Source organism: Paraplanobispora siamensis (genome assembly GCF_016863175.1).
Lineage (GTDB): Bacteria > Actinomycetota > Actinomycetes > Streptosporangiales > Streptosporangiaceae > Planobispora > Planobispora siamensis.
Map to the genome: position 1 here is coordinate 100,921 of NZ_BOOJ01000018.1, position 24,189 is coordinate 125,109.

Below are 24,189 nucleotides of genomic sequence, written 5' to 3' on the forward strand. Positions count from 1 at the left end.
GTTCGTGGAGGGTCGGAGGGCAGGCGCCGGCGATCATCCCATGAGCCTTTTCCGGTCCGCGGGACTGAGCAGGGCGAACGCCCCCGTTTCGGACTTCGGTACGGCCCGGCGCGGGCGGAGGACGGTCGCCAGCTCCGCCACGGACTGGTGCGTGAACAGCTGCCGCAGCTCCACGTCGTAACCCGCCGCGCGCAGCCCCGCCACCACCTTGAGACTGCGGATGGAATCGCCGCCGACCGCGAAGAACGAGTCGTGCCGGCCGGGCCGTTCCAGCCCGAGCACCTCCTGCCAGACGCCTGCCACGGTCTGCTCGGCGCCGGCGCGCGGCGGCTCCCACGGCAGGTCCGCCCGCCACTCCGGGGCGGGCAGCGCGGCCCGGTCGAGCTTGCCGTTCGCGGTGAGCGGCAGCTCGTCGAGGTGCACCCACGAGACAGGGATCATGAAATCCGGCAGGACGGCCCGAAGGTCCGGAACGCCGCCGTCCCCGACCAGATAGCCGACCAGACGGCCGTCGACGAGCCCGGCGGCGGCCTGCCTGACGCCGGGCCGCTCCCGCAGCACCGCCTCGACCTCGCCGAGTTCGACGCGCATGCCGCGGATCTTGACCTGGTGGTCGGTTCGGCCCAGGTATTCGAGCTCACCGGTGGGCAGCCAGCGGGCCAGGTCGCCGGTGGCGTACAGGCGGGAGCCGGGCGGGCCGTAGGGGTCGGGCAGGAAGCGTTCGGCGGTCAGTGCGGGGCGGCCGGTGTAGCCGCGGGCCAGTTGCACGCCGCCGATGTGGAGCTGGCCCGGCGCCCCGACCGGCACCGGCTGGAGTGACTCGTCGAGCACGTACAGCCGGGTGTTGTCCACGGGCCGCCCGATCGGCACCACCGTCTCGCCCGGCAGGCAGCGGTGCCAGGAGACGTCGACCGCGGCCTCGGTCGGGCCGTACAGGTTGTGCAGCTCGGTCCCCGCCGGCCACTCGATCCCGGCCGGGAGCGCCTCGCCGGAGCAGATGACGCGGGCGGGCAGGCGGACGTCCTCCTCGAGGAGGAAGGCCTCCAGCATGGAGGGCACGAAGTGGACGGTGGTGACGGCCTGGCGGGTGATGAGGTCGCGCAGGTAGGCGGTGTCGCGGTGACCGCCGGGGGCGGCGACGACCATGCCGGCACCGGTGATCAGGGGCCAGAACAGCTCCCAGACCGAGACGTCGAAGGTGGTGGGGGTCTTGTGCAGGATGCGGTCGTCGGGGGTGAGGCCGAAGGCGGCCTGCATCCAGTGCAGGCGGTTGACGATGGCGCGGTGGGAGACGGCCACCCCCTTGGGGCGGCCGGTGGAGCCGGAGGTGAAGATCACATAGGCCAGGCTGTCCGGATGCACCCGGGGCGGCGCGGCCTGGTCGTCGGAGGGCCCGGTCAGGGGCAGGGGGGTGGTGGCGCCGGTGTCGGTGCGGGTGAGCCGGAGGCGGCCGTCGGGGGCGCCGGTGATCAGCAGGGTGGCGCCCGCGTCGGTGAGCATGGCCTGGCGGCGGGCCGGCGGGTCGGCGGGGTCCAGGGGCAGGTAGGCGCAGCCGGCGGTGAGGACGCCCAGCAGGACGGTGGGCAGGTGCAGGCCGCGTTCCAGGCAGACGCCGACGGGCCGGTCCTGGCGGGCGCCGGCGGCGCGCAGGTGCCGGGCCAGGTGACGGGCGTACCGGGTCAGGTCCCGGTAGGTGAGATGGTCGGTGTCGTAGCGGACGGCGACGGCGTGCGGGGTGCGTCCGGCCTGGGCGAAGATCAATTCGTGCAGGGTGCCGCCGGGGTGCTCCCGGTCGGTGGCGTTCCAGCGGGACACCACCAGCTCCCGCTCCTGCGGCGGCAGGAGATCCAGCTCGCCCACGGGCACCTCGGGCCCGGCGGCGACCGCGCGCAGCAGCGCCTCGAACCGCTGCGCCAGCCGCCGCACCGTCTCCGGCAGGAACAGCTCCCGGTTGTAGACGAACCGCCCCGCCAGCCCGTCGCCGGACTCGGTGAGGTACAGCTCCAGATCGAAGCGGGTGGTCGCGGTGCCCAGCTCGAACCCCTCGCCGCCGGCCCGGTAGTTCTGCAGCGCGAACAGCACCTGCAGGTACGGCCTGCTCACGTCGCGCACCGGGTCCAGCTCGGCCACCAGCTTCTCGAACGGCAGCTCCTGGTGCTCGTAGACCTCCAGCGTCGCGTCCCTGGTACGGCGGAGCAACTCGGCGAAGCCGGGGTTCCCGGCCAGCCTGGCCCGCATCGGCAGCAGGTTGACGAACAACCCGACCACGGACTCGAACTCCGGCCTGCTCCGCCCGGCCACCGGCGAGCCCACCACGAAGTCGCTCGCTCCCGACCACCGGCCGAGCAGCACCTGGAAGGCGGCCAGCAACGCCATGTACGGCGTCGCCCCCTCCGCCGCGGCCAGCTTCCGCAGCCGCCCGGTCACCTCCGCGTCCACGGTGAGATCGCACCAGCCGCCCCGCACTCCCTGCACCGGCGGGCGCGGCAGGTCCAGCGGCAGGTCCAGCGGCGCCACCCCGGCCAGCTCCGCGCGCCAGAACGCCAGCTCGCGGTCGAGCACCTCGCCGGTCAGCCGTTCCCGCTGCCACAGCGCGTAGTCGCCGTAGCCGATCTCGGGGGCCGGGCCCGCCTCGCCCAGCAGTTCACGCACGATCAGGTCGGCGGACCAGCCGTCGGTCACGATGTGGTGGGCGGCGACCAGGAGCACGTGGTCGCCGGGCGCCAGCCGTACCAGTACGGCGCGCAGCAACGGGCCGGCGGCCAGGTCGAACGGGAGCGCGAGGTCAGCGCCGAGCACCTGCCGGGCCTCCTGCTCCGAGGCCGCCGCCACGACCCGCAGCGGCACCCGCAGGCGTTCGGCGATCCGCACCTCGGGCCGCCCGTCCGGCCCGGCCGGGAAGGTCATCCGCAGGCTCTCGTGCCGCGCCGCCAGGGCGTCCAGCCGCTCCTGGAGCAGCGCCACGTCGACGGGCCCGCGCAGGCGGGCGGATACGGGCAGCACGTACGCGCTCGTGCCGGGGGTGAACTGCTCCATGAACCACAGCCGTTCCTGCGCGAACGACAGCGGCGGCGCCGTCCCCCCGGGCCGGCGCGCGATCGGCCGCTCGGTGTTCAGCCCGGTCACGGCCTTGCGGAAGCGCGCCTCCAGCCGGGCCCTGCGCTCATCCACGCGCGCTTGCCTCCCGGTCGAACTCCGCCTCGGCCAGCCGTTCGAGCGCGGCGGCCAGCTCGCGCGGAGTGGGATGGGTGAAAGTGAGCTTCAGCGGCACCTCGAGGTCCGCGGCGGCCGCGATCCTGGCCGTGGTCCTGGTGGCCAGGAGCGAGTGCCCGCCGAGCCGGAAGAAGTCGTCCAGCGCGCCCACCCGCTCCAGCCCGAGCACCTCGGCCCAGACCGCGCACACCAGCTCCTCGGCGGCCGTGGCGGGCGGCTCGTAACCGGTGGCGGCCTGCCGTTCGGGCGCCGGCAGCGCGTCCTGGTCCACCTTGCCGCCCGGGGTGAGCGGGATCCGGTCCACCACCACGATCGCCCCCGGCACCATGTGCGGCGGCAGTTCGGCGGCAAGGTGCCCGCGCAGGACGGTCTCCATGCCGGGCCCGCCGTCCGCGCCGGGTACGGCGTAGGCGATCAGGCCGCCGTCGCGCACCACCACGGTCGCCCGGGCCACCGCCGGGTGCGCCAGCAGGCAGGACTCGATCTCGCCGGGCTCCACCCGGTAGCCGCGCACCTTCACCTGCCGGTCGAGCCGGCCCAGGATCTCCAGCTTCCCGTCCAGGCGGAAGCGGGCGCGGTCGCCGGTGCGGTAACGACGGGTGCCGTCCGGGCCGGGCAGGAAGCGCTCGGCGGTCAGCGCGGGGGCGCTGCGGTAGCCGCGGGCCACGCCCGCGCCGCCGATGTACAGCTCGCCCGCGGCGCCCGGCGGGACCGGGCCGCCGTCGGGGGCGAGCACCTCCAGCGTGGTGCCCGGCAGCGGGCGGCCCACGGTCGGCCGCCGCGCGGACTCCGCCGGGTCGAGCTCGGCGGTGGTCGCGATGATCGTCGTCTCCGTGGGGCCGTAGCTGTTGACCAGCCGGGCCGCCGGCGGCCCGGAGGCGTACCAGGCGGCCAGGGCCGGGCCCGGCAGCGGATCGGCGCCGAGGATGAGCAGCCGCAGCCCCGGCGGCCAGGCGACGCCGGCGGCGAGCAGCTCCTGCCAGTAGGAGGTGGGCAGGTCGATGACGGTCAGCGCGGCGCCCTCGGGGGTCTTCAGGAAGTCCGGCAGCGGCTCGTCCGGGCACAGGACCAGCTCGGCCCCCGCCGCCAGCGCCGGGTAGATCTCCTCGGCGTGGGTGTCGAAGCTCGCCGAGGCGAACTGCAGCACCCGGTCGCCGGGGCCGACGCCGTACTCGTCCCGCATCCAGTTCACCCGCGCGGCCAGCGCCCCGCGCGGCACCTCCACGCCCTTGGGCCGCCCGGTGGAGCCCGAAGTGTAGATCACATACGCCAGCGCCCCGGGATCCGCACCGCCGGGAAGTCCCGCGTGGTCCTCGCCCGAGTTCTCGCCCGGGTCGTCGAGCGGGATCACCGGCAGGTCGCACTCCAGCAGGCCGTCCTGCGCCAGCAGCAGCCCGGCCCCGGCGTCCCGCAGCATCCACCGCAGCCGCTCGGCCGGGTAGCCGGGGTCCAGCGGCAGATAGGCGCCGCCCGCCTTGCCCACCGCCAGCATCCCGGCGACCAGCTCCACCGACCGGCGGGCGCACAGGCCCACCACCGTCTCCGGTCCCACCCCGGCCGCGGCCAGCCTCCCGGCCAGCCGGGAGGCGAGCGAGTCCAGCTCGGCGTAGGTCACCCGGCGCGGGCCCTGGGTGACCGCGACCGCGGACGGCGAGAGCCGGGCCCGCTCCTCGAACAGCGCGATCACGTCGCGATCCGTCACGGCGCCCGGCTCACCGGCCGGCAGCCGGTCCTCCGGCAGCAGCATCGCGGCCCGCAACGCCGACAGCGGCGCCTCGGGGGAGTCGGCCACCGCCTCCAGCACCCGCTCCCACCGGCGCAGCAGCCGCACCGCCGTCTCCCCGTCGAACAAGTCGGCGGCGTAGGAGAGCAGCGCGTACAGGGTGCCCTCGCGCTGGGTGACGTCCAGCATCAGGTCGAACTTGGCCTGCGCCGCCCCCGGGTCGAAGACCTCCACCTCGATCCCCGGCAGCGGCAGCGCGGAGGCGTCCTTGTCCTGGATCACGAACATCGCCTGGAACAGCGGCGTCGTGCTCAGGTCGCGCCGTACGCCGAGGTCGTTGAGCAGGCGCTCGAAGGGGATGTCCTGGTGGGCGAAGGCGTCCAGGACCGTCGCCCTGGTGCGGGCGAGCAGGTCGCGGAAGGCCGGGTCGCCCGACAGGTCGCCGCGCAGCACCAGCGTCTCGGGGAAGAAGCCGACGACGTCCCGCAGCTCGGGCCGGTCGCGCCCGGCGGTCACCGAGCCGACCGCGATGTCGTCCTGCCCGGAGTGCGCCCACAGCAGCGTCTGGTAGGACGCCAGCAGCACCATGAACAGCGTGCACCGCTCGTCGCGGGCCAGCCGCTCCAGCCGCGCGGTCAGCTCGGCGCCGATCCTGCGCGCCCGGTAGTCGCCGCTGGGCCTGCGCACCGCCGGGCGGGGCCGGTCCACCGGCAGTTCGAGCGGCTCCAGCCCGGCCAGCCGGGCGCGCCAGTAGTCGAGGTCGCGCTGCGACGTTTCGCGGGAACGCTGCCAGGCCGCGAAGTCCCGGTAGTCCAGCGACGGCTCCGGCAGGTCCGCCCGGCCTCCGCGCAGACCGGCCGTGTAGCAGGCGGCCAGCTCGCCCAGGAGCTGCTTCAGCGACCAGCCGTCGGCCACGATGTGGTGCAGCACCAGGCAGAGCACGTGGTCGGTCTCCGACAGCACCAGCAGGTGCACCCGCACCAGCGGCCCGGCCGCCAGGTCGAACGGGGCGTTGGTGAGCTCGGCGACCAGCGCCGTGGCCCGCTCCTCCCGTTCGGCGGCCGGGACGTCGCCCAGGTCCACGAGCACCGGTTCGAGCTTCACCGACGGATCGACCACCAGCACCGGCCGGCCCGCCTCGGACGGGAAGCGGGCCCGCAGCATCGGATGCCGCGCCGCCAGCGTGTCCATGGCGTACCCGAGTGCCTCGGCCGAGAGCCGGCCGCGCAGCCGCTGCACCATGTACATGTTGTAGGAGGCGTCGGAGGGATCCAGCCGCTGCAGGAACCACAGCCGCTCCTGCCCGTAGGACAGCGGCGCCGGTCCGTCCGGGTCGGGGCGCGGCGGGATGCCCGCCGCGCGCACCGGCCCCCGGTCCCGGAGCCTGCGCTCCAGCGCCGCGCGCTGCTCCGGGCTCAGCCGCGCCAGCCGTTCCCGCATGTCACTCATGCGTCCGCGTCCTCCACAGGGTCATCCGCCAGCAGCGCCTCCAGCTCGGCGGCGTCCCCGAGCTGCAACTCCAGTACGGCCAGCGCCTGCTCGGCCACCGTGGTGAGCTCGAAGCAGTCCCGCAGGTCCATCTCGATCCCGTAGATCTCCCGGTACCGGGTGACCAGCGACACCGCCAGCAGCGAGTGCCCGCCCAGCTCGAAGAAGTCGTCGTTCACGCCCACCCGGTCGCGGCCCAGCAGCTCGCCCCAGAGGGCGCACAGCTCGGCCTCCAGCGGCGTGCCGGGCTCGGCGTAGGCGGTGCCCAGGTCGGCGCGGCCGGACCCGGTGGGCGGCGGCAGCGCGTCCCGGTCGAGCTTGCCGCTCGGCCCCAGCGGGAACTCCGTCACCTGGACGAACGCCTGCGGCAGCAGCGGCGGAGGCAGCTTGCGGGCCAGCGTGCCGCGCATGGCGTGGGCCAGCTCGGCGGGCTCGCCCGTCCAGTCCACGTACGCCACCAGCCCGCGCCCGCCCGGCGCGTCGTCGCGCAGCGCCACCACGGCCCGCCGCACGCGCGGGTCCTCGGCCAGCACCGCCTCCACCTCGCCCGGTTCGACCCGCCAGCCGTGCACCTTCACCTGGTCGTCGATCCGGCCCAGGAACTCCAGCTCGCCGTCGGGCCGGAGCCTGGCCAGGTCACCGGTGGCGTACAGCCGGGAGCCCGGCGGGCCGTACGGGTCGGGCACGAAGCGCTCGGCGGTCAGCCCGGGCCGGCCCGCGTAGCCGCGGGCGACCTGGACGCCGCCGATGTGCAGGTGTCCCGGCACGCCGACGGGCATCGGCTCCAGCCGCTCGTCGAGCACGTGCAGCCGGCAGCCCGGCATCGGCCGGCCGATCGGCAGCGTGGTGCGTCCCTCGACGTCCTCGCATTTCCAGGCGGTGACGTCGACGGCCGCCTCGGTCGGGCCGTACAGGTTGTGCAGCTCGGCGCCGGGCAGCCGCTCCAGGAAGCGGGCGGCCATCCGCGGGGGCAGCTCCTCACCGCTGCACACCACCCGCCGCAGCGACGTGCACGACTCGATGCCGGGCTCCTCCAGGAACAGCGCCAGCATCGAGGGCACGAAGTGCATCGTGGTGATCCCGTGCTGCTTGATCAGGTCGCGCTGGTGGTTGGGATCGCGATGCCCGCCCGGCCGTACCGGGACCAGGACCGCGCCCTGGGTCAGCGGCCAGAAGAACTCCCACACCGACACGTCGAAGCTGGTCGGCGTCTTCTGCATGACCACGTCGGTCGGGGTGAGCCCGAACCTGTCCTGCATCCAGGCGAGCCGGTTGACGATGCCGCGGTGGGAATTGACCACGGCCTTCGGCCGGCCGGTGGAGCCGGAGGTGTAGATCAGGTAGGCGGCGTCGTCCGGCCCGGTGACCGGGTCCAGGTCCTCGGACGGCTGGTCGAAGTCGTCCTCCAGGAACACCGGCTTGGCCACGCCCCCGGGCAGCGCCTCCCGCAGGTGGCGCTGGGTCAGCAGCACCCTGGCGCCGCTGTCGGCCAGCATGAACGCCAGCCGGTGCCGCGGGTACTCGGGGTCGAGCGGCACGTACGCGCCGCCCGCCTTGAGCACCGCGAGCAGCGCCACGACCAGCTCGGGCGAGCGCTCGGCGCAGACCGCGACCGGATCGCCGCGCCCGACCCTGATCTTGCGCAGCCAGCGGGCCAGCCGGTTGGCGCGGGCGTTCAGCTCGGCGTAGGTCAGGGTGACGTCGCCGAAGACGACGGCCGGCGCGCCGGGCGTGGCCGCCGCCTGCGCCTCGATCAGCGCCGACAGCGTGCCCTCCGGCACCGCGAGGTCCTCGGAGGCGCCGAGTGCGAGCACCCGCTCCCGTTCCTCCGCGGTGAGCAGCGGCAGCGCCCGCACCGCCAGATCCGGATCGGCGACCAGGCCCTCGACCAGCGTGCGCAACTGGGAGTCGAACCGCTCGATCGTCCCGTGGTCGAACAGGTCGGTGGCGTACTCCAGCCGGGTGTGCAGCCTGCCGTCCCGCATGTTCAGGTCGAGCTGGATGTCGACCTTCGCGCTGCCGTTGGCGACCTGCCCCTCGTTGGTGCCCGAGGCGAGGTTGAACATCACCTGGTACAGCGGCGGCACGCTCAGGTCGCGGGTCGGCTGCAGGTCCTCCACCAGCCGCTCGAACGGCAGCTCCTGATGGTCCAGCGCCTCGGCCACCGTGGTGCGCACCCGCGCGACCGCCTCGCGGAAGCTCGGCGAGCCCGACAGGTCCACGCGCAGCGGCACCGCGTTGACGAACATCCCGATGACCGGCTCGGTCTCCGGCAGCAGCCGCCCGGCGATCGGGGTGCCCACCACGATGTCGTCCACGCCCGACCAGCGCGACAGCACGGCCGCGTAGGCGGTGAGCATCACCGTGAACAGCGTCGTGTTGAGGTCCTTGGCCAGCCGCTCCAGCCCGGAGCTCAGCTCGGGGGAGTAGACGCCCAGGAACGCCTCGCCCCGGTAGGTACGGCGGGCCGGGCGCGGCCGGTCGCCCGGCAGGCCCAGGTCGGCGGGGATCCCGGCGAGCCGCTCCCGCCAGTGCGCCAGCTCGGACTCCAGGAACTCGCCGGTGAGGCGGCCGCGCTGCCACACCGCGAAGTCGGCGAACTGGATCTGCAGGTCGGCCAGCTTGGGCGCCCTGTCCTCGCCGATCGCGTCGTAGCACTCCTCCAGCTCGTCAATGAAGATCATGCTGGAGACGCCGTCGAACACCGTGTGGTCGAAGACGATGACCAGCCGCAGATCGTCGTCGGCCATCCGGACGTGCCTGCCCCGCCACAGCGGCGCCTGCTCCAGTACGAACGGCGCCGCCGAGTCGGCCCTGGCCAGCCGCTTCAGCTCCGCCTCACGCTCGGCCGCCGGCAGGTGGGTCAGATCGGTCTCGACGAGCCGGGCGGGAGGCGCGGAGCCGCTGACGATCTGCACGACCTGCCCGTCCCTGAACTCGAACGTGGTCCGCAGCGCCTCGTGCCTCTGCACGACCATGTCGATGGCCTGCTCCAGGCGGCGCGGGTCCACCGGCTGCCGGGCGGACATCGGCATCAGCATGCCGATGTTGTAGACGGCCAGGTCGGGTTCGAAGCGGGCCAGGAACCACATGCGCTCCTGACCGGACGAGGCCGGGAAGACATCGCTCGCCTGGTTCACCTGGCGCCCTCTCCGGCCATGGCCTCCCGCAGGCTCCTGGGCCGCATGTCGGTCCAGACCTGCTCGATGTGGGCCAGGCACTCGTCCTTGGTGCCGGAGAACCCGGCGTCGTACCAGCCGGCGGGGTTGTCCCTGCCCACCGGCCAGATCGAGTACTGCTCCTCGTCGTTGAGCACGACCTTCACGTCACTCACTGCTCGCTCCTCCGCGGAAGCCGTGGGATGGTCTGACCGGCCGGCTCGGCGGCGGGCGCCCGGCCGGCCTCGTCGATGAGCCCCGCCACCCCCGCCACCGTCGGCTCCTCGAACAGGCTGCGCATCGGCAGCCGGACGCCCAGTTCCTTGCGGATGAGGGCGATGAGCTGGACCGCGATCAGGGAGTTGCCGCCCAGCTCGAAGAAGTCGTCGTCGACGCCGATGTGATCGCCGCCGAGCACCTCGCCCCACAGCCTGGCGATGGTGGCCTCCACCTCGCTCCGCGGCGCGACGTACCCCTCGCCGGGGGACTTGGCCTGCCGGTCGGTGACGGCGGCCGGATCGAGCTCGGACTCGACCGTCTCCTGGGTCAGCGAGCCGACCCCGGCGATCAGCTCGGCGACCGGTGTGGCCGCCACCACGACCTGCGGCCCGAGCGGTACGGCCAGCAGCCTGCGCAGCGCCTGCGCGCCGTCGGCCGGCCTGATGCCGACGGCGTCCTCCGGGGTCGCCGCCGAGGTGCCGGCGCGCTGGGAGTCGGCCTCGGCGGCCACCCCGGCGGCCACGGCCCCGCTGTCGATGCGGCGCAGCACGTAGTCGGAGATCTGCACCAGCACGGTGCCGTCGGGCGCGATGAGCGTCACGTCCACGGCCAGCACCTCGTCGGTGTCGCTGCCGGTGATGCGCACGTGGCTCCAGAACGCCTCGGGTATGGCGTCCCGTACGGTGATCCGGCCGTAGCCGAGCGGCAGGTAGTTGCCCTGGACCTCCACCCAGCTGAAGGAGGTGGCGCTGTCCAGCATGGCCGGGTGCAGCCCCCACCGGTCCAGGTCCTGCAGCACCACCTCGTCGGCCTCGAACAGGCCGAGCACCTCGCCCTGCCCGATGTAGGCGTCGCTCAGGTTCCGGCCCCAGTGGGCGCCGAGCGTCAGCAGCCCGGACAGCGGCACCCCGCCCTGGCCGTCGGGCGAGGGCGCGCACCGATCCATGATCACCCCGAGGTCCACGCGGTCGGCCGGGGCCGGGTGCACCTTGGCGGCCACGCCGCGGGCGTGGGTGCGGTGGGAGTCGCCGACGATGCTCTGCACCTGGAACTCCGCGCCGTCGGACTCGGGGGTGAACATCACCCGCACCTCGGCGGTGGCCCCGTCGGCCACCGACAGCGGCTCGACGAAGACCACGTCCCGCAGCTCGATCAGCCCGTCACCGGGGAGCACCGCCTCGGCGGAGGTCCTGGCCAGTTCGAGGTGGCCGGTGCCGGGCAGCACCGAGACCCCGGAGATGCGGTGCTCGTCCAGCACCCAGTGGGTCTGCGGGGACAGGACGCCGCTGCACCAGCCGAGCTCCTGGCCCTCGTGCCTGGCGTTGATCACGGGGTGGTCGATCGCCTTGATCCGGTCACCGCGCTGCAGGGCGGCGAACCCGGCCGGCGCCGCGGTCTCCGCCGCCATGCCGACCTCCAGCCACCTGCCCCAGTTCACGCTGACCAGCCGGGCGGTGTTCCAGCCGTGACCCGCGCGGGCGTGCGCGTCGAGGAAGTTGTTGGCGGCGCAGTAGTCGATCTGCCCGAACCCGCCGGCCACCGCGGTGATCGACGAGCAGAACACCACCGCCTCCAGCTCCAGATCGCCGAAGGCGGCCTGCAGCGCGAGCGTGCCGAGCACCTTGGGCCGAAGCACGGCCTCGGCCGCCTCCCGCTCCTTGATCTCGGCCATGCCGCCGCCCGGCAGACCGGCCGCGTGCACGAGCACGTCCACCCGGCCGAACGCGGCCAGCGTCTCGTCCCTGACCCGCCGCATGTCGGCGGCGTCGGTGACGTCGGCAGCCAGGCACAGCACCTGCGCGCCCGCCTCCCGCATCCGGCCGATCGCCTCGGCCGCCCTGGCCTCGCGGGCCGAGCGCGGCGGCCCGTCCGGCAACCCGCCGCGCGAGAGCAGCACCAGCCGCACCCGCGCCCGGTCGGCCAGGTCCTGGGCCAGCGAGATGCCGATGCCGCCCAGACCACCGGTGATCACGTACACCTGGTCGTCACGCGGCTCGACCGGTTCGTCGGCCACCTCCAGCTGTTCGTAGCCGAGCAGCCAGCGCCGCCCGCCGCGCAGCCCGACCGGGGCCAGCAGTCCGGCCTCGCCGGGCTCGGCCTCCCTGCCCAGCTCGGCCGAGACCGCCCGGGCCCAGCCCGTGTCGATCCCCGCGTCCGGCGCGTCGATCTGCCGCACCCGCAACCACGGCGTCTCCAGCGGCACCACCCGCGCGAACGCCGCCAGCGTCGCGTGCTCCGGCCTGGTCAGGTCGCCGCCGGTGACGTCCATCGTGCCCGCGGTGATCAGGTCGAGCTGGACGCCGCCCGCGGGCTGCGCCGCCGACAGCGCCTGCACCAGGGCGAGGACGCCGAAGAAGCCGTCCTCCTGCGCCTGCCAGGTGTCCCGGGGACCGGTCGCGGCCCACGCGTGGACGACGCGTCCCGGCACCTCGCCGACGGCCTCGAGCAGCGCGTCGTAGTCCTCCCGTACGGCCGGCCGTACCGTGAACCGGTCGCCGTCGGCGGTGAAGCCCGTGCCCCGGCGCACCTCCAGCACCTCGGCCCCCGAGGCGCGCAGCGCGGCCGTCAGCGCGGCCGACTCGTCGTCCACGAACGCCAGGCACCGCGTCACCGGCGCCGGACGGGCCGGGCCGGGCGGAGCCTGCCGCCAGACCGGCACCCCGTACCACCGCTCGACCGGCAGGTTGCCGTGCGTCTGCTGCGGCATGGCGGTCCCGCCGACGAAGCTGCCCTGCGGGTCGGGGTCGACCCACGCCCGCTGCCGCTCCCAGGCGTAGCCCGGCAGCGACACCCGGTAGCCCGGCGCCCCGAAGTCGGACAGCTCGACGCCGTTCACCCACAGCGCGCCCACGGCCTGCGAGAACACCTGCACGTCCCCGGCCTTGTCCCGCGGCCCCGGCAGCGACGGCAACGGGGCGGGCGCGCCGGCCGGCAGCTGCGCCCTGACCAGCCCGGAGAGCTGCCGCCCCGGCCCGCACTCGATCATGATCCACTCGCCGTCGGCGACCAGGGCCGCGACGCAGTCGCCGAAGCGCACCGGCTCGCGCACGTGCCTGGCCCAGTAGGACGGGTCGACGGCCTCGGCGGCGGTGATCCACGTGCCGCTCACGTTCGACAGGAACGGCAGGCTCGGCGCGTTCAGCTCGGTCGCCGCGACCAGCGCGCGGAACTCGCCGAGCATCGGCTCCATCATCGCCGAGTGGAAGGCGTGCGAGGTGCGCAGCGGGGTGCAGCCGATGCCCTCCTCCTCCAGCATCTCGGCCAGCTCGCGCACCGACGCCGACGGCCCGGCCACCACGCACGTGCCGGGACCGTTGATCGTGGCCACCGACACGTCGTCGGGCAGCATCGGCGCGATCTCGTCCGGCATGAGCTGCACGGCCAGCATCGACCCGGGCGGCATGCCCTGGATGAGCCGCCCGCGCGCCTCGACCAGCCGCAGCGCGTCCGGCAGCGTGAAGACCCCGGCGATGGTCGCGGCCACGTACTCGCCGATGCTGTGCCCGATCATCGCCGCGGGCTCGACGCCGAGCGAGAGCCAGAGCCTGGCCAGCGCGTACTCGACGGTGAACAGCGCCGGCTGGGTGAGCGAGGTCTGCCGCAGCCGCTCGTCGGCCTCCTCGCCGGTGGCGAAGATCTGCTCCCTGACGTCCAGGATCGCCGAGCACTCGTCGACGGCCTCGCGGAAGACCGGCTCGTTCTCGTACAGCTCGGCCGCCATGCCGCCGTACTGCGCGCCCTGCCCGGGGAACAGCAGCGCCACCTGGGGCGCCCGCTTCGGCTTGGCCCCGGAGACGATCCGCTTGGGGTCGGCCAGCGCGGCGACCGCGTCGGCGGGCGAGGTGGCCACCACCGTGGCCCGGTGTCTGAGCTCGCGCCGTCCCACCCGCAGGGTGTGCGCCACGTCGGCGAGCTCGACGTCCGGATTCTCGGCCAGGTGCGCGGCCAGCCGTTCCCTGGCCGCGGCGAGCGAGGCCTCGGTCCTGGCCGAGAGCCTCAGCAGGTGCGCGGGCCGCTGCCGGGGGAGCGGCTCGCGCGGCGGCGCCTCCTCCAGCACGGCGTGCGCGTTGGTCCCGCCGATGCCGAAGGAGCTGACGCCCGCGCGGCGGGGGAAGCCGTTGCGCTCCCACTTGAGCGGGGTGGAGACCACGTAGAACGGGCTCGCGGGGAAGTCGATCTTCGGGTTGGGGCTCTTGTAGTGCAGCGTCGGCGGGATGAGCTTGTTCTCCAGGGCCAGCACCGCCTTGATCACGCTGGCCGCGCCCGCCGACTGCCCGAGGTGGCCGATGTTGCTCTTGACCGAGCCGATGCCGCACCACTGGGTGTCGGTCGTGTCCTGGGCGAACACGCTGGACAGCGCCGCCACCTCGATCGGGTCGCCGAGCGCGGTGCCGGTGCCGTGCGCCTCGACGTAGGTGACCGTGCGCGGGTCCACCCCGCCCACACCGAGCGCCTGCGCGATGACCGCGGCCTGCCCGTCCATGCTCGGCGCGGAGAAGCCCACCTTGCCCGCGCCGTCGTTGTTGATCGCGTTGCCGAGCACGACCGCGCGGATGTTGTCCCGGTCGGCGATCGCCTCCGACAGCCGCTTGAGCACGATCACGCCGCCGCCGCTGCCCCAGATCGTGCCGGCGGCGTCGGCGTCGAAGGGCCGGCAGCGCCCGTCGGGGGAGACGATTCCGTCCTGGTCGTAGATGTAGCCCTGGCCCTGCGGCAGGTCGAGCATGGCGGCCCCGGCCAGCGCCATGTCGCACTCGCCGTTGCGCAGCGCCTCACACGCGATGTGCATCGCCACCAGCGCCGTCGAGCACGCGGTGTGCACGGTGTAGCTGGGCCCGCGCAGGTCGAGCTTGTAGGAGGCGAGGGTGGCGCAGTAGTCGACGTGGTTGCCCACCATGATGGCCAGCCACCCGGCGTTGGCCGCCACCTGGGCGTTGCTGCGGATGTTGATCCACTGGTAGAAGTCCGAGCCCGACCCGGCGTAGACGCCGATCTCGCCCGGATAGCGGAACGGGTCGTAACCCGCGTCCTCCAGGGCGGTGTGCGACAGCTCCAGGAACAGCCGCTGCTGCGGGTCGCGCAGCTCGGCCTCTCTGATCGACATGCCGAAGAACGCCGCGTCGAAGTCCTGATGGTCGTCCATCACCATCGCCGCGGGCACGAAGGACGGATCGGCCAGGGTCGTCTCGGGCACCCCCAGCGCTCGCTGCTCGTCCAGGGTGTACGTGGTCAGCGACTCCACACCGTCGGCGAGGTTGCGCCAGAACTGCCGCGCGTCACCCGCTCCCGGAACCCGACACGACAAGCCGATGATTGCGATCGGCTCAACCGTGGGTTCGTCGGTCATGCGGTCGTCCCTTTCTCGTCGCGATTCCTCAGCCGGTCCCGCCGTACGGCGAGGCGGCGGGCCGCCCTGTCGAGGCCGGGGCTGCCGCCCCCGCCGTCGAGGTGGGCGGCGAGCGTTCTGATCGTGGGATGGCGGAACAGCTCCACGATCGGGATGTCACGGCCGGTCGCCGCCTTCAGGCGAGCCTGTACGGCGGCCATGGCGAGCGAGTGTCCGCCGATCTCGAAGAAGTTGTCGTCGGGCCGCAGCCGCGGCACCCCCAGCACCGCGTGCCAGACCTGGGCGACCACCTTCTGGGTGGGCCCGTCCAGGTGGCCGTTGCCGCCGGCCGTCCCGGTGGCCCGGACCGGCGGGCGGCGCAGCGCGGCCCTGTCCACCTTGCCGTTGGGGGTCAGCGGCAGCGAGGGCAGCAGCACCACCTCGCCGGGCACCGCGTGCTCGGGCAGGACCGTGCGCAGCCGCTCCAGCACCCGGTGCGCGGTCAGGCCGGGCCGGGCGGGCACCACGTAGCCGGTCAGCGTCCCATCCTCGGCCCGGGCGGCGGCGGCCCGCACGTCCGGGCAGCCGGCCAGCGCGGCCTCCACCTCGCCGAGCTCCACCCGGAAGCCGCGGATCTTCACCTGGTCGTCGGCGCGGCCGGTCAGGGTGACGGTGCCGTCGGGGTTGGGCCGGCCGAGGTCGCCGGTGCGGAACCGGTCGCCGTCGAACCGCTCCCGGGTCAGCTCCGGGTCGAGATAGCCGGTGGCCAGGTGGCGGCTGCGGACGACCACCTCGCCCAGCTCGCCGATCGCGGCCCGGCGGCCGTCCGCGGTGAGGACGAGGATCTCGCTGCCCTCGACCGGCCTGCCGACGGGCACCGGGTCCGCGGTGGGCTCGCCCAGCTCGTACCAGGCGTGGGCCTGCGGGGTCTCGGTGGTGCCGTAGAAGGCGACCAGCCGGGCGGCGGGCGCGAGCCGCCCGATCCGGGCGGCCTCGGCCCAGGTGAGGCGGTCGCCGCCTATGCCGACCAGCCGGACGGCGGGCAGCGTCGCGCCGGTGCCCGCCAGCATCGCGGCGAGCTGCGGGGTCAGGTGCAGGACGGTGATCGCGTGCTCGCGCAGCCAGGCGGCCAGCCGTACCGGGTCGCGGAGCAGTTCCTGGCCGGGGACGGACAACTGCGCGCCCGCCCTGACCGGGACGAACATGTCGCGCAGCGCGGGATCGTGCGCGAGCCCGGACAGCAGCGCGAACCGGTCCTGCTGCGTGATCCCGAAGGTCCTGACGTACCAGTCGGTGAAGTGGGCCAGCGGGCGGTCGGTGGTGACGACCGGCTTGGGGTCGCCGGTGGTGCCCGAGGTCAGCGAGAGGTAGCCGCGCTCGGGATGGATCGTGTCGTCCTCCTCGTCGGTGAGGACGATCTCCGGCAGCCCCTCCAGCCCGGGTGCGCACCTGATCACGGCCTTCGCCCCCGCGGCCTGCCGCTCCTGTACGGCGGGCGGGTGGGCGGAGTCGACGATCAGCCATCGCGCCCCCGAGGCCAGCACGCCGAGCAGCAGCCCCGGCAGCTCGGGCACCCGGGCCGCCAGCACGGCGACCGTCTCGCCCGGCCGGACCCCGGCGCGCCGGATCGCGGCCACGGTCCTGCGCCGCAGGCTCTCGTAGGCGGTGCCGTCCAGCAGGCCGGGCCCGTCCCACCCGGGCAGCTCGCGCTGCGGGGCCTGCGGCGCGCGGTGCCCGGTCAGCAGCTCGCCGAGCAGGTCGACGTAGTCGCCGAGCAGGGCGTCCATCCGCTCGGCCGAGTAGAGGTCCGGGTTGTAGACCAGCTCCAGCGCGTAACCGCCGGCGCGCTCGCTGACGTACATGGTCACGTCGAACAGCGCGCCCGGCAGCCCGGGCCGCAGCGGCTCGCTCGCGCAGCCCGGCAGGTCCAGCCTCGCCTCGGCGAAGTTGTACATGTTGAACAGGACCTGCGTGATCGGGTTGCGGCTCAGGTCCCGCGGCAGCCGCAAAGACTCCAGCAGCGGGGTCAGCGGCACGTCCCGGTGCCTGATCGCCGCGTTGAGCTCCCGGGCGCAGGCCGTCACCTGCTCCTCGAACCCGCCCGCCGGTCGCAGCCGCAGCGGGAGGACCTGCACGCACATGCCCACCAGCCGGTCGAAGGCCACGTGCGGCCGGTCGGCGTAGGCCGCGCCGACCACCAGGTCCTCGCGGCCCGACAGGCGGGCGAGCTGCCGGGCGAAGGCGGCCAGCAGCACCGCGTAGGGCGTCGCGCCCAGCCTGGCCGCCAGCGCGCCGACCCGCCCGGCCGTCACCGGGTCCAGCTCGGTGCGGCAGGCGGCCCCGCGGAAGGTCTGCTCCGGCGGCCTGGGACGGTCCCTGGGCAGGTCCAGCACCAGCGGGGCGTCCCGCAGGTGGTCGCGCCACCAGGTGAGGGCGGTGGCGTCGTTCTGCTCGCGCAGCCAGCGCACGTAGTCGGCGAAGCCGTGGCCCGCCTCGTCCAGGGCCTGCCCGCGGTAGGCGGCGGCCAGGTCGCGGTAGAGGACGTCCTGCGACCAGCCGTCGAAGACCAGGTGGTGGACGGTCAGGCACAGGACGTGGTCCTCGGGCGCCAGCCGGATCAGCCGCGCCCGCAGCAGCGGGCCCGCGGCCAGGTCGAACCTCGCCCGCGCCTCGGCCTCCAGCAGCCCGGACAGCTCCTCCGGCGAGGCCTCCTGGACCGGCAGCTCCACCTCGTACGGCGGCGCCACCGACACCTCGGGCACCCCGTCGCGCGCGCCGACCCGCCAGCGCAGCACCTCGTGCGCCGTGACGACCGCGGTCAGCGCGCGGCGCAGCGCCGCCGGGTCCAGCGGGCCGCGGACGCGTTCGGCCATCGCGATGTTGTGCGCCGCCGAGCCGGGCGCCAGCCGCTCCACGAACCACATCCGGCGCTGGGCGGGCGACAGGGCAGGCGGGCTGCCGGTCGGCGGAGTCCCGCCGGTGCCGCGCGGGGCCCGCTCGACCAGGGCGCTCAGCCCGCCGAAGGTGCGCGCCGCGTAGACGTCCTCGACCGAGACCTCCCGGCCGAGCTCCGCGCGGACGGCGGCCACCAGGCGCATCGCGCGCAGCGAGTGGCCGCCGTGCTCGAAGAAGTCGTCCTCGTCGCCGGGCACCGGCGCCTGCAGCACGCGGGCCCAGATCCCGGCCAGCCCGCCGGCGTCGCCCTCCTCCCCGGCCGCGTCTCCGCTGCGGGCCGCGTCCCCGTTCCGGGCGGTCGCCTTGAGCGCGGCGAGGTCCACCTTGCCCGAGGGGTTCAGCGGCAGCAGGTCCAGCCGTACCAGCCTGCTGGGCAGCATGTACGGCGGCAGCCGTACCGACAGGTCCTCGCGCAGGGCGGCCAGGTCGGGCGCGTCCCGCGGCGTCACGTAGGCCACCAGCTCGCCCGCGAAGTCCACCACCGCCTGCAGCACCCCGGGGTGGGCCCGCAGCGCCGACTCCACCTCGCCGATCTCCACCCGCTGCCCCTGGACCTTCACCTGCCGGTCCAGGCGGCCCATGAACGCGATGCTGCCGTCGTCCTCCCACGCCACGTGGTCGCCGGTCCGGTACAGCCGCGCCCCCGGCTCCTCCGAGAACGGGTCGGGCACGAACCGTTCGGCGGTCAGCCCCGGCCGCCCCAGGTAGCCGCGGCCGACCTGCGGCCCGCCGATGAACAGCTCGCCCGGCACCCCGGGCGGGCACTCGTTCATCTCCTCGTCCAGGATGTGCGCCCGGCAGCCGCGCAGCGGCCGCCCGATCGGCAGCGGCCGCCGCCACACTCCGTCGAACGCCCCGCCGACCACGCACACCGTCGACTCGGTCGGGCCGTACCAGTTGTGGAAGCGCGCGTGCGCCGACCACCGGGCCACCTGCTCGGGCCCGGGCGGCTCGCCCGCCGTCACCAGGTCCCGCAGGTGCGGCAGCCGGGCGGGATCGACGAGCGGCAGGAGCGCCGGGGGGATGAACCCCCAGGTGACCTCATGCTCTTCGAGGAAACGCTGCAACCTGGCCGGGTCCACCCGGTCCTCGTCTGGCACCAGCTGCACGCATCCGCCCGCGGTGAGCGGCGCCAGCATGTCCAGCACCGAGACGTCGAACCCGAGGGCGGAGAAGGCGATCGACCGGCAGGACCCGTCCAGGCCGAAGTGCGCGACGGTCGCGCTGGTGAAGGCGACGACGCTGCGGTGGCTGACGACCACGCCCTTGGGCCGCCCGGTGGAGCCCGAGGTGTAGAGCACGTAGGCGGCGTTCTGCAGGGCGGCCGGCCCCGCCGGGCGCACCGTTCCGGCGTTTTCGGCCCTGCCGTTCGCGGCCCCGGCGTTTTCGGCCTCGGCGTTCCCGGTGTCCGCGATCCCGACTAGCACGCGGCCGCAGCCGTCGAGCAGTTCCGCGCCCGTCCCGTCCACGACGACCACCGCGATCCCGGCGTCGTCGAGCACCTCCTCCAGCCGCGCGCGGGGGTGTCCCGGGTCCAGGGGCACGTACGCGCCCCCGGCCAGCAGCACGCCGAGCACCGCCACCGGCATCAGCGGGGTGCGCCGCGCGCACAGGCCCACCTGGGTCTCGGGCCCGATCCCGAGCCCGGCGAGCCGGGACGCCAGGTCAGCGGCGCGCGCGACCAGCTCGGCGTAGGTCAGCGTGCTGTCCCACTGCCTGATCGCCGGCGCGTCCGGTGTCCGCGCGGCCTGCGCCAGGATCAGCTCGCCCAGCGATCCGTCCGGCGGCGTGTGCCCGGGCCCGTGCGTCCAGTTCGGGCGAAGCGGGGTCAACGTCATCCTGCGGCCTCCACGCGGTGCGGTTGCGGGCCTTGCCGTACCGTCTCGAAACGCAGGCGGAAGCGGGGGGAGCGGACGGCGACGGCACCGATCGCCCGCCCCAGCGGCAGGTGCGTCACCCGCCACTCCGCCAGCCTCGCCACCTCGGGCGCCGTGTCCGGAATCCACGCCGCCCCCGGTTGCTGCCCGGCGAACCCGAACAGGGCCGGATCCACCCGCAGCCCGTCCCCGCTCGCCTTGAGCACCGCTTCCTTGGCCGTCCACGTGCGCAACGCACTGGGCAGCCGCATCTCCTCGGGCAGCGCCGCGAACTCGGCTGCCTCCCGCTCGTCGAGCGCGCCCTCGCAGAACGCCCGCTCGTTGGCGAGCGGGCGCAGGCGCTCGACGTCCGCGCCGACCTCGTGCCCCCAGGCCAGGGCCACCAGGACCAGGCCGCCCGACTGGCTCAGGCTGAAGGTCAGATCGGTCCCGGTGTACGGCTTGCCGCCGGGCCTGGTGCGCAGCTCCTCGACGCCGGTCTCGACGCCGTAGTCCCTCAGCAGCCGCCTGAGCACCACGCAGCGGCCCACGTACCAGTCCCGGTGCTCCCGGTGCCGAAACCGGGCCGCTCGCCCGGCCTCCCTGGGGGACAGCTCGTCCGTCGCCTCGCACGCCTCGGGCAGCCGCGTCAGGTCGGCCAGCCAGACGTGCACCTCGTCCTCGCCGGGCCGCTCGGGGGAACCGGCGCCGTGGAAGTCCTCGATGATCGCCTCGGCCACCCGCGCGCCGTGGGTGTTGAGGAACAGGTGGCCGGCGTCGAGGGTGTGCAGGCGGAACCAGGAGGAGGTGTGGCGGGCCCAGCCGAGCATCTCCGGATCTACCACCTCGCGATCGTGCGCGCCGGCGAAGGCGACGATCGGATGGCCGAGGGGTTCCTGCCGGGTGTGACGGTAGCCGCGCAGCCACGCCATGTCGGTGCGCAGGGCGGGGACGAGCAGCGTCTTGACCTCCGGCTGCGACCGCAGCGCCTCGGGCGCGCCGAGCCGGTTGATCAGCTCCTCGATGAGCTCCTCGTCGTCCAGGCCCGTCCAGCGGGCCAGGGTCTCCTGGCGCTCCGGCGGGTGCGCGGCGCCGACGTACAGGCGCCGTGGCGGGTGGACGCCCAGCCGCCGCAGCTCGCGCACCACCTCGAAGGCGAGCCGCGCGCCCATGCTGTGCCCGTAGATCGCGTACGGCGGGTGCCGGTCCGCGGCGTGGGGGACCGGGGCGGCGAGGTGGGCGGCGAGGTGGGCGGCGAGGTGGGCGGCGACGGCGCGGGCGATGGGTTCGGGGGCCAGCGCCCCCGGCTCGGCGACCAGGCCGGCCCGGCCCGGGAGCGTCACCACCCGGACGTCGAAGGCACCGTCGAAGGCCTGTCGCCAGGACCAGAAGGCCGAGACGTCACCGCCCGCGTAGGGGAGGCAGAACAGCAGGGGAGCGTCGGGCGGGTAGCGCGTCAGCGAGGCGAACGGCGGGTCCGGTAACGCGTTTTCCTCTCGCATCGCTACGCGAAGTCACCTCCAGACGGGGCCCGCCGGCCCGTGCGAGATCGTCGCTCGAACAGCGGATGAAGGAATCGCTCGGACGGGGGTCGTCCCGCAGAGGATCTGTCTGTGCCAAGCCACGCTCTTCCTATTATTTCGGCTGAAATGTAGTCAAGGGATGAAATTTCAATCAATGTCGAAATAGAGGTTTCGGGCATCGCCGCAAATCGGTACCTCCGCTGTCCGGGACCGGACAAGAGCGAGGTCACACAGGTTCCGGAAGGGATTGGAGCTGGCCTTCGGGGCGCCTCGATCCCGCCGCCGCGTCGCGGCGGACACTCACCGTTACAGATGATCATCCTAGAGAGAGCGGCCGAAAAGAGAGTTCCGGTCTTCCCTATGTCGAGTGGGGCCGTCCGAATCGACAGAAAGCGTCGCACTTAAGTTGATTCGCCAGTCAACTTGGGAGATGGCATGGTCCGAGCCTTATTCGCATGCGCGGCGAGGAATGGCGCGTTCCAAAGCGCCGGACCGCAGGAAAATGGCGCGTTCCAATCCGCCGGGTCGCCGGAGTGCGGCATAACCGCACAGGCGGGCCCGGCGGTTGCCCGTGCGGGCGGGTCAACCGGCCGGGCAAAACGGCGCCTTTCGCCATGTACGGCAACCTCGGCAGGAAAGCCGGAGAACCAACCGCCCGGATCGGCCACGCAGGCATGCCTCTTCGTCACATACTGAAGCGCAACGGATGCTTAAAGTAATCATGGGGGGCAGTGCCGGTGACGCGAACGATCCTCCGGCGGGCCGGTGCGCAGCACGGCGGCGCGGTGGTGGAGGTCACCGCCGCACCCGTTGTCGACGTGACCGTGATCGTCCCCGTCCACAACTGCCGCCCCTACCTGGACCGGTGCCTGACCTCCCTGCTGATCCAGCGGGTGAGCAAGGAGATCGTCGTGGTGGACGACGGCTCCACCGACGGCGGGGCGGAACTGGCCGACCTCTACGCCGCCCACCACCGCGGGGTCGTCCGGGTCGTCCACCAGCCGGCCTCCGGCGGCGCCGGCCGGCCGCGCAACGTCGGCCTGTCCCTGGCGAGGGGCGAATACGTGTTCTTCTGCGACGCCGACGACTATCTCGGTCCCGAGGCGCTGGAGCGGATGCTCGCGATGGCCGAGCGCAACGACTCCGACATCGTCCTGGGGAAGGTCGTCGGCCACGGGCGTAGGGCCCCGTCGTCGATGTTCGACCGCAACGCCGAGCGGGTCCCGCTGGAGGACAGCGCCGTCTACAACAGCCTGAGCTGCTTCAAGCTGTTCCGCAGGCAGATGCTGCAACGGCACGGGATCCGCTTCGACGAGACCCTGACGGTCGGGGAGGACATCGTCTTCACCACCCACGCCTACTGCCATGCCGGCGTGATCTCCGTGGTCGCCGACTACGACTGCTACCACCTGGTCGACAGGCCCGACGGGACCAGCATCATGCAGCGCAGGGAGAGCCGCGATCCGGTCTCCTGGATCCGCATGATCAAGAGGCCGATCGAGCTGATGACCGGTCACGTACGGCCCGGCCCGCTCCGCGACCACCTGCTCCGCCGCCACTTCCGGCTGGACGCCTTCGCCAACCTCGGCCGGCCCTTCCTGGAGGCCGGGGAGGTCGAGCGCAAGGAGATCGCGGCGGAGGTGGCCGACCTGTGCGACCGCTGGCTGACCGACGGGGTGCGCGAGCGGCTCGGGGCGGTGGACCGCGGCCGGATCGCCGCGCTGGAGGACATCGACCGCCTGGTACGGCTGGCGCACATCGAGCTGGCCGTGATGCGCCGCGAGCTCACGGGGCTGCGCTGGGACGAGCGGGACACCGGGCTGGCGGTCTCCGGCCGGGTCGCGCTGGAGGCCATGGAGCCGGCCGGCCACCCCGGGCTCGCCGTCGGTGAGGTCTCGCTGGTGCTCAAGCCGAGGCAGGCGGGCGAGGGGCCGGACTCGGCCGTGGTCGTCCCCGTGGCCTCCGACGGCGAGGAGTTCGCCGGGGTCGTGGACCTCGCGGTCCTGCCCTCCGGTGTCTGGGACGTCCACGTGGCCGTCGCCTGCGAGGGGGTGGTCAGGACGGGGCGGCTCGGCGCCGAGCGCGACCAGCGCATCGCCCGCCCCGCGCCCCGGATGATCGGCGGGACGGTCGCGCTGCCGTACTTCACCCGCCCCTACGGCAACCTCAGCATCGACGTCGGCGGGCACGTGGTCAGCCCGCCCGGCATCGTCCGGCTGATCCGCGCCCGCTGGGCGGCCTGGCACCGGCTGGTCCTCGACGGCGAGATCACGATGGGCGCCCTCACCCCGGACCCGCGGACGGTGCGTCACCTGGTGTGGCGCGAGCGCGGCTCCGGGAGGGAGCGGCGCGTGCCGGTCGTCTCCGAGCCGGGCGGGACGTTCACGGCCGGTCAGGCCGTCGGCAGGCTGCGGCCCGGCACCTGGGACGCCTACCTGGAGCTGGACCTGGGCGGGCCGCCGGTGCGCTTCCGGGTCGAGGCCGAGCCGGAGCTGGTCGCCCCGCCGCGCACGTGGTGGCGGGGGGCGGCCTTGCGGACCGCCAGGCCGTACGCCACGGCGGGCAAGGGACGGCTCAGTCTGGTGGTGCGGGCCACCGGCCCGAAGGCGCTCCTGCGCCGTCTCCTGCGCTGAACCTTCCAGTCGTGTGGCACATCCAGGAGCCGGCGTTCGCCGTACTGGACTGTGAAGGGTTCTCTCCTGCCACTGCCTCCTTAATGCCCATTGAT

At 74.1% G+C, this 24,189-nt stretch carries 8 protein-coding genes; 1 reads left to right on the forward strand and 7 read right to left on the reverse strand.

Annotation, left to right across the window (positions count from 1 at the left end):
- Nucleotides 1-33 precede the first annotated feature (33 nt).
- From Psi01_RS09545 to Psi01_RS09575, 7 genes are read right to left on the reverse strand one after another with little or no spacing between them, the layout of a single operon-like run.
- Nucleotides 34-3,171, reverse strand: a complete 3,138-nt coding sequence (locus Psi01_RS09545) for a non-ribosomal peptide synthetase (protein ID WP_204063588.1) — start codon at nucleotides 3,169-3,171, stop codon at nucleotides 34-36.
- A complete protein-coding gene (locus tag Psi01_RS09550) occupies nucleotides 3,164-6,385 on the reverse strand; it encodes a non-ribosomal peptide synthetase (protein WP_204063589.1) in 3,222 nt (1,073 codons plus the stop codon). Before Psi01_RS09550 ends, Psi01_RS09545 begins: the two co-directional genes overlap by 8 nt.
- Entirely contained in the window at nucleotides 6,382-9,564 is a 3,183-nt protein-coding gene (locus Psi01_RS09555; RefSeq protein WP_204063590.1) for a non-ribosomal peptide synthetase, read from the reverse strand. Before Psi01_RS09555 ends, Psi01_RS09550 begins: the two co-directional genes overlap by 4 nt.
- A complete protein-coding gene (locus Psi01_RS09560; RefSeq protein WP_204063591.1) occupies nucleotides 9,561-9,758 on the reverse strand; it encodes an MbtH family protein in 198 nt (65 codons plus the stop codon). Before Psi01_RS09560 ends, Psi01_RS09555 begins: the two co-directional genes overlap by 4 nt.
- Nucleotides 9,755-15,148 carry a type I polyketide synthase gene (locus Psi01_RS09565; RefSeq protein ID WP_204063592.1) on the reverse strand — a complete coding sequence of 1,798 codons (5,394 nt, stop codon included), beginning with the start codon at nucleotides 15,146-15,148 and terminating at the stop codon, nucleotides 9,755-9,757. Before Psi01_RS09565 ends, Psi01_RS09560 begins: the two co-directional genes overlap by 4 nt.
- The gene (locus Psi01_RS09570) at nucleotides 15,145-19,920 is read right to left on the reverse strand and encodes a non-ribosomal peptide synthetase (protein ID WP_204063593.1); all 4,776 of its coding nucleotides are present in this window, start codon (nucleotides 19,918-19,920) and stop codon (nucleotides 15,145-15,147) included. The genes Psi01_RS09565 and Psi01_RS09570 overlap by 4 nt, the downstream gene beginning before the upstream one ends.
- Nucleotides 19,917-21,440, reverse strand: coding sequence for a thioesterase domain-containing protein (locus Psi01_RS09575; protein ID WP_204063594.1), 1,524 nt, complete (start codon nucleotides 21,438-21,440; stop codon nucleotides 19,917-19,919). Before Psi01_RS09575 ends, Psi01_RS09570 begins: the two co-directional genes overlap by 4 nt.
- Before the next feature lie 758 nt (nucleotides 21,441-22,198).
- Here Psi01_RS09575 and Psi01_RS09580 point away from each other — a divergent pair.
- Nucleotides 22,199-24,094: a glycosyltransferase family 2 protein gene (locus tag Psi01_RS09580; protein WP_204063595.1), complete on the forward strand. Its 1,896-nt coding sequence runs from the start codon at nucleotides 22,199-22,201 to the stop codon at nucleotides 24,092-24,094.
- The last annotated feature ends 95 nt before the right edge of the window (nucleotides 24,095-24,189 follow it).

What these genes read in the sequence shown, in the direction of transcription:
- Psi01_RS09550 (WP_204063589.1), bottom strand. Translation starts at nt 6,385, where the DNA reads ATGAGTGACATGCGGGAACGGCTGGCGCGGCTGAGCCCGGAGCAGCGC.
- Psi01_RS09565 (WP_204063592.1), bottom strand. Translation starts at nt 15,148, where the DNA reads ATGACCGACGAACCCACGGTTGAGCCGATCGCAATCATCGGCTTGTCG.
- Psi01_RS09570 (WP_204063593.1), bottom strand. Translation starts at nt 19,920, where the DNA reads ATGACGTTGACCCCGCTTCGCCCGAACTGGACGCACGGGCCCGGGCAC.
- Psi01_RS09575 (WP_204063594.1), bottom strand. Translation starts at nt 21,440, where the DNA reads ATGCGAGAGGAAAACGCGTTACCGGACCCGCCGTTCGCCTCGCTGACG.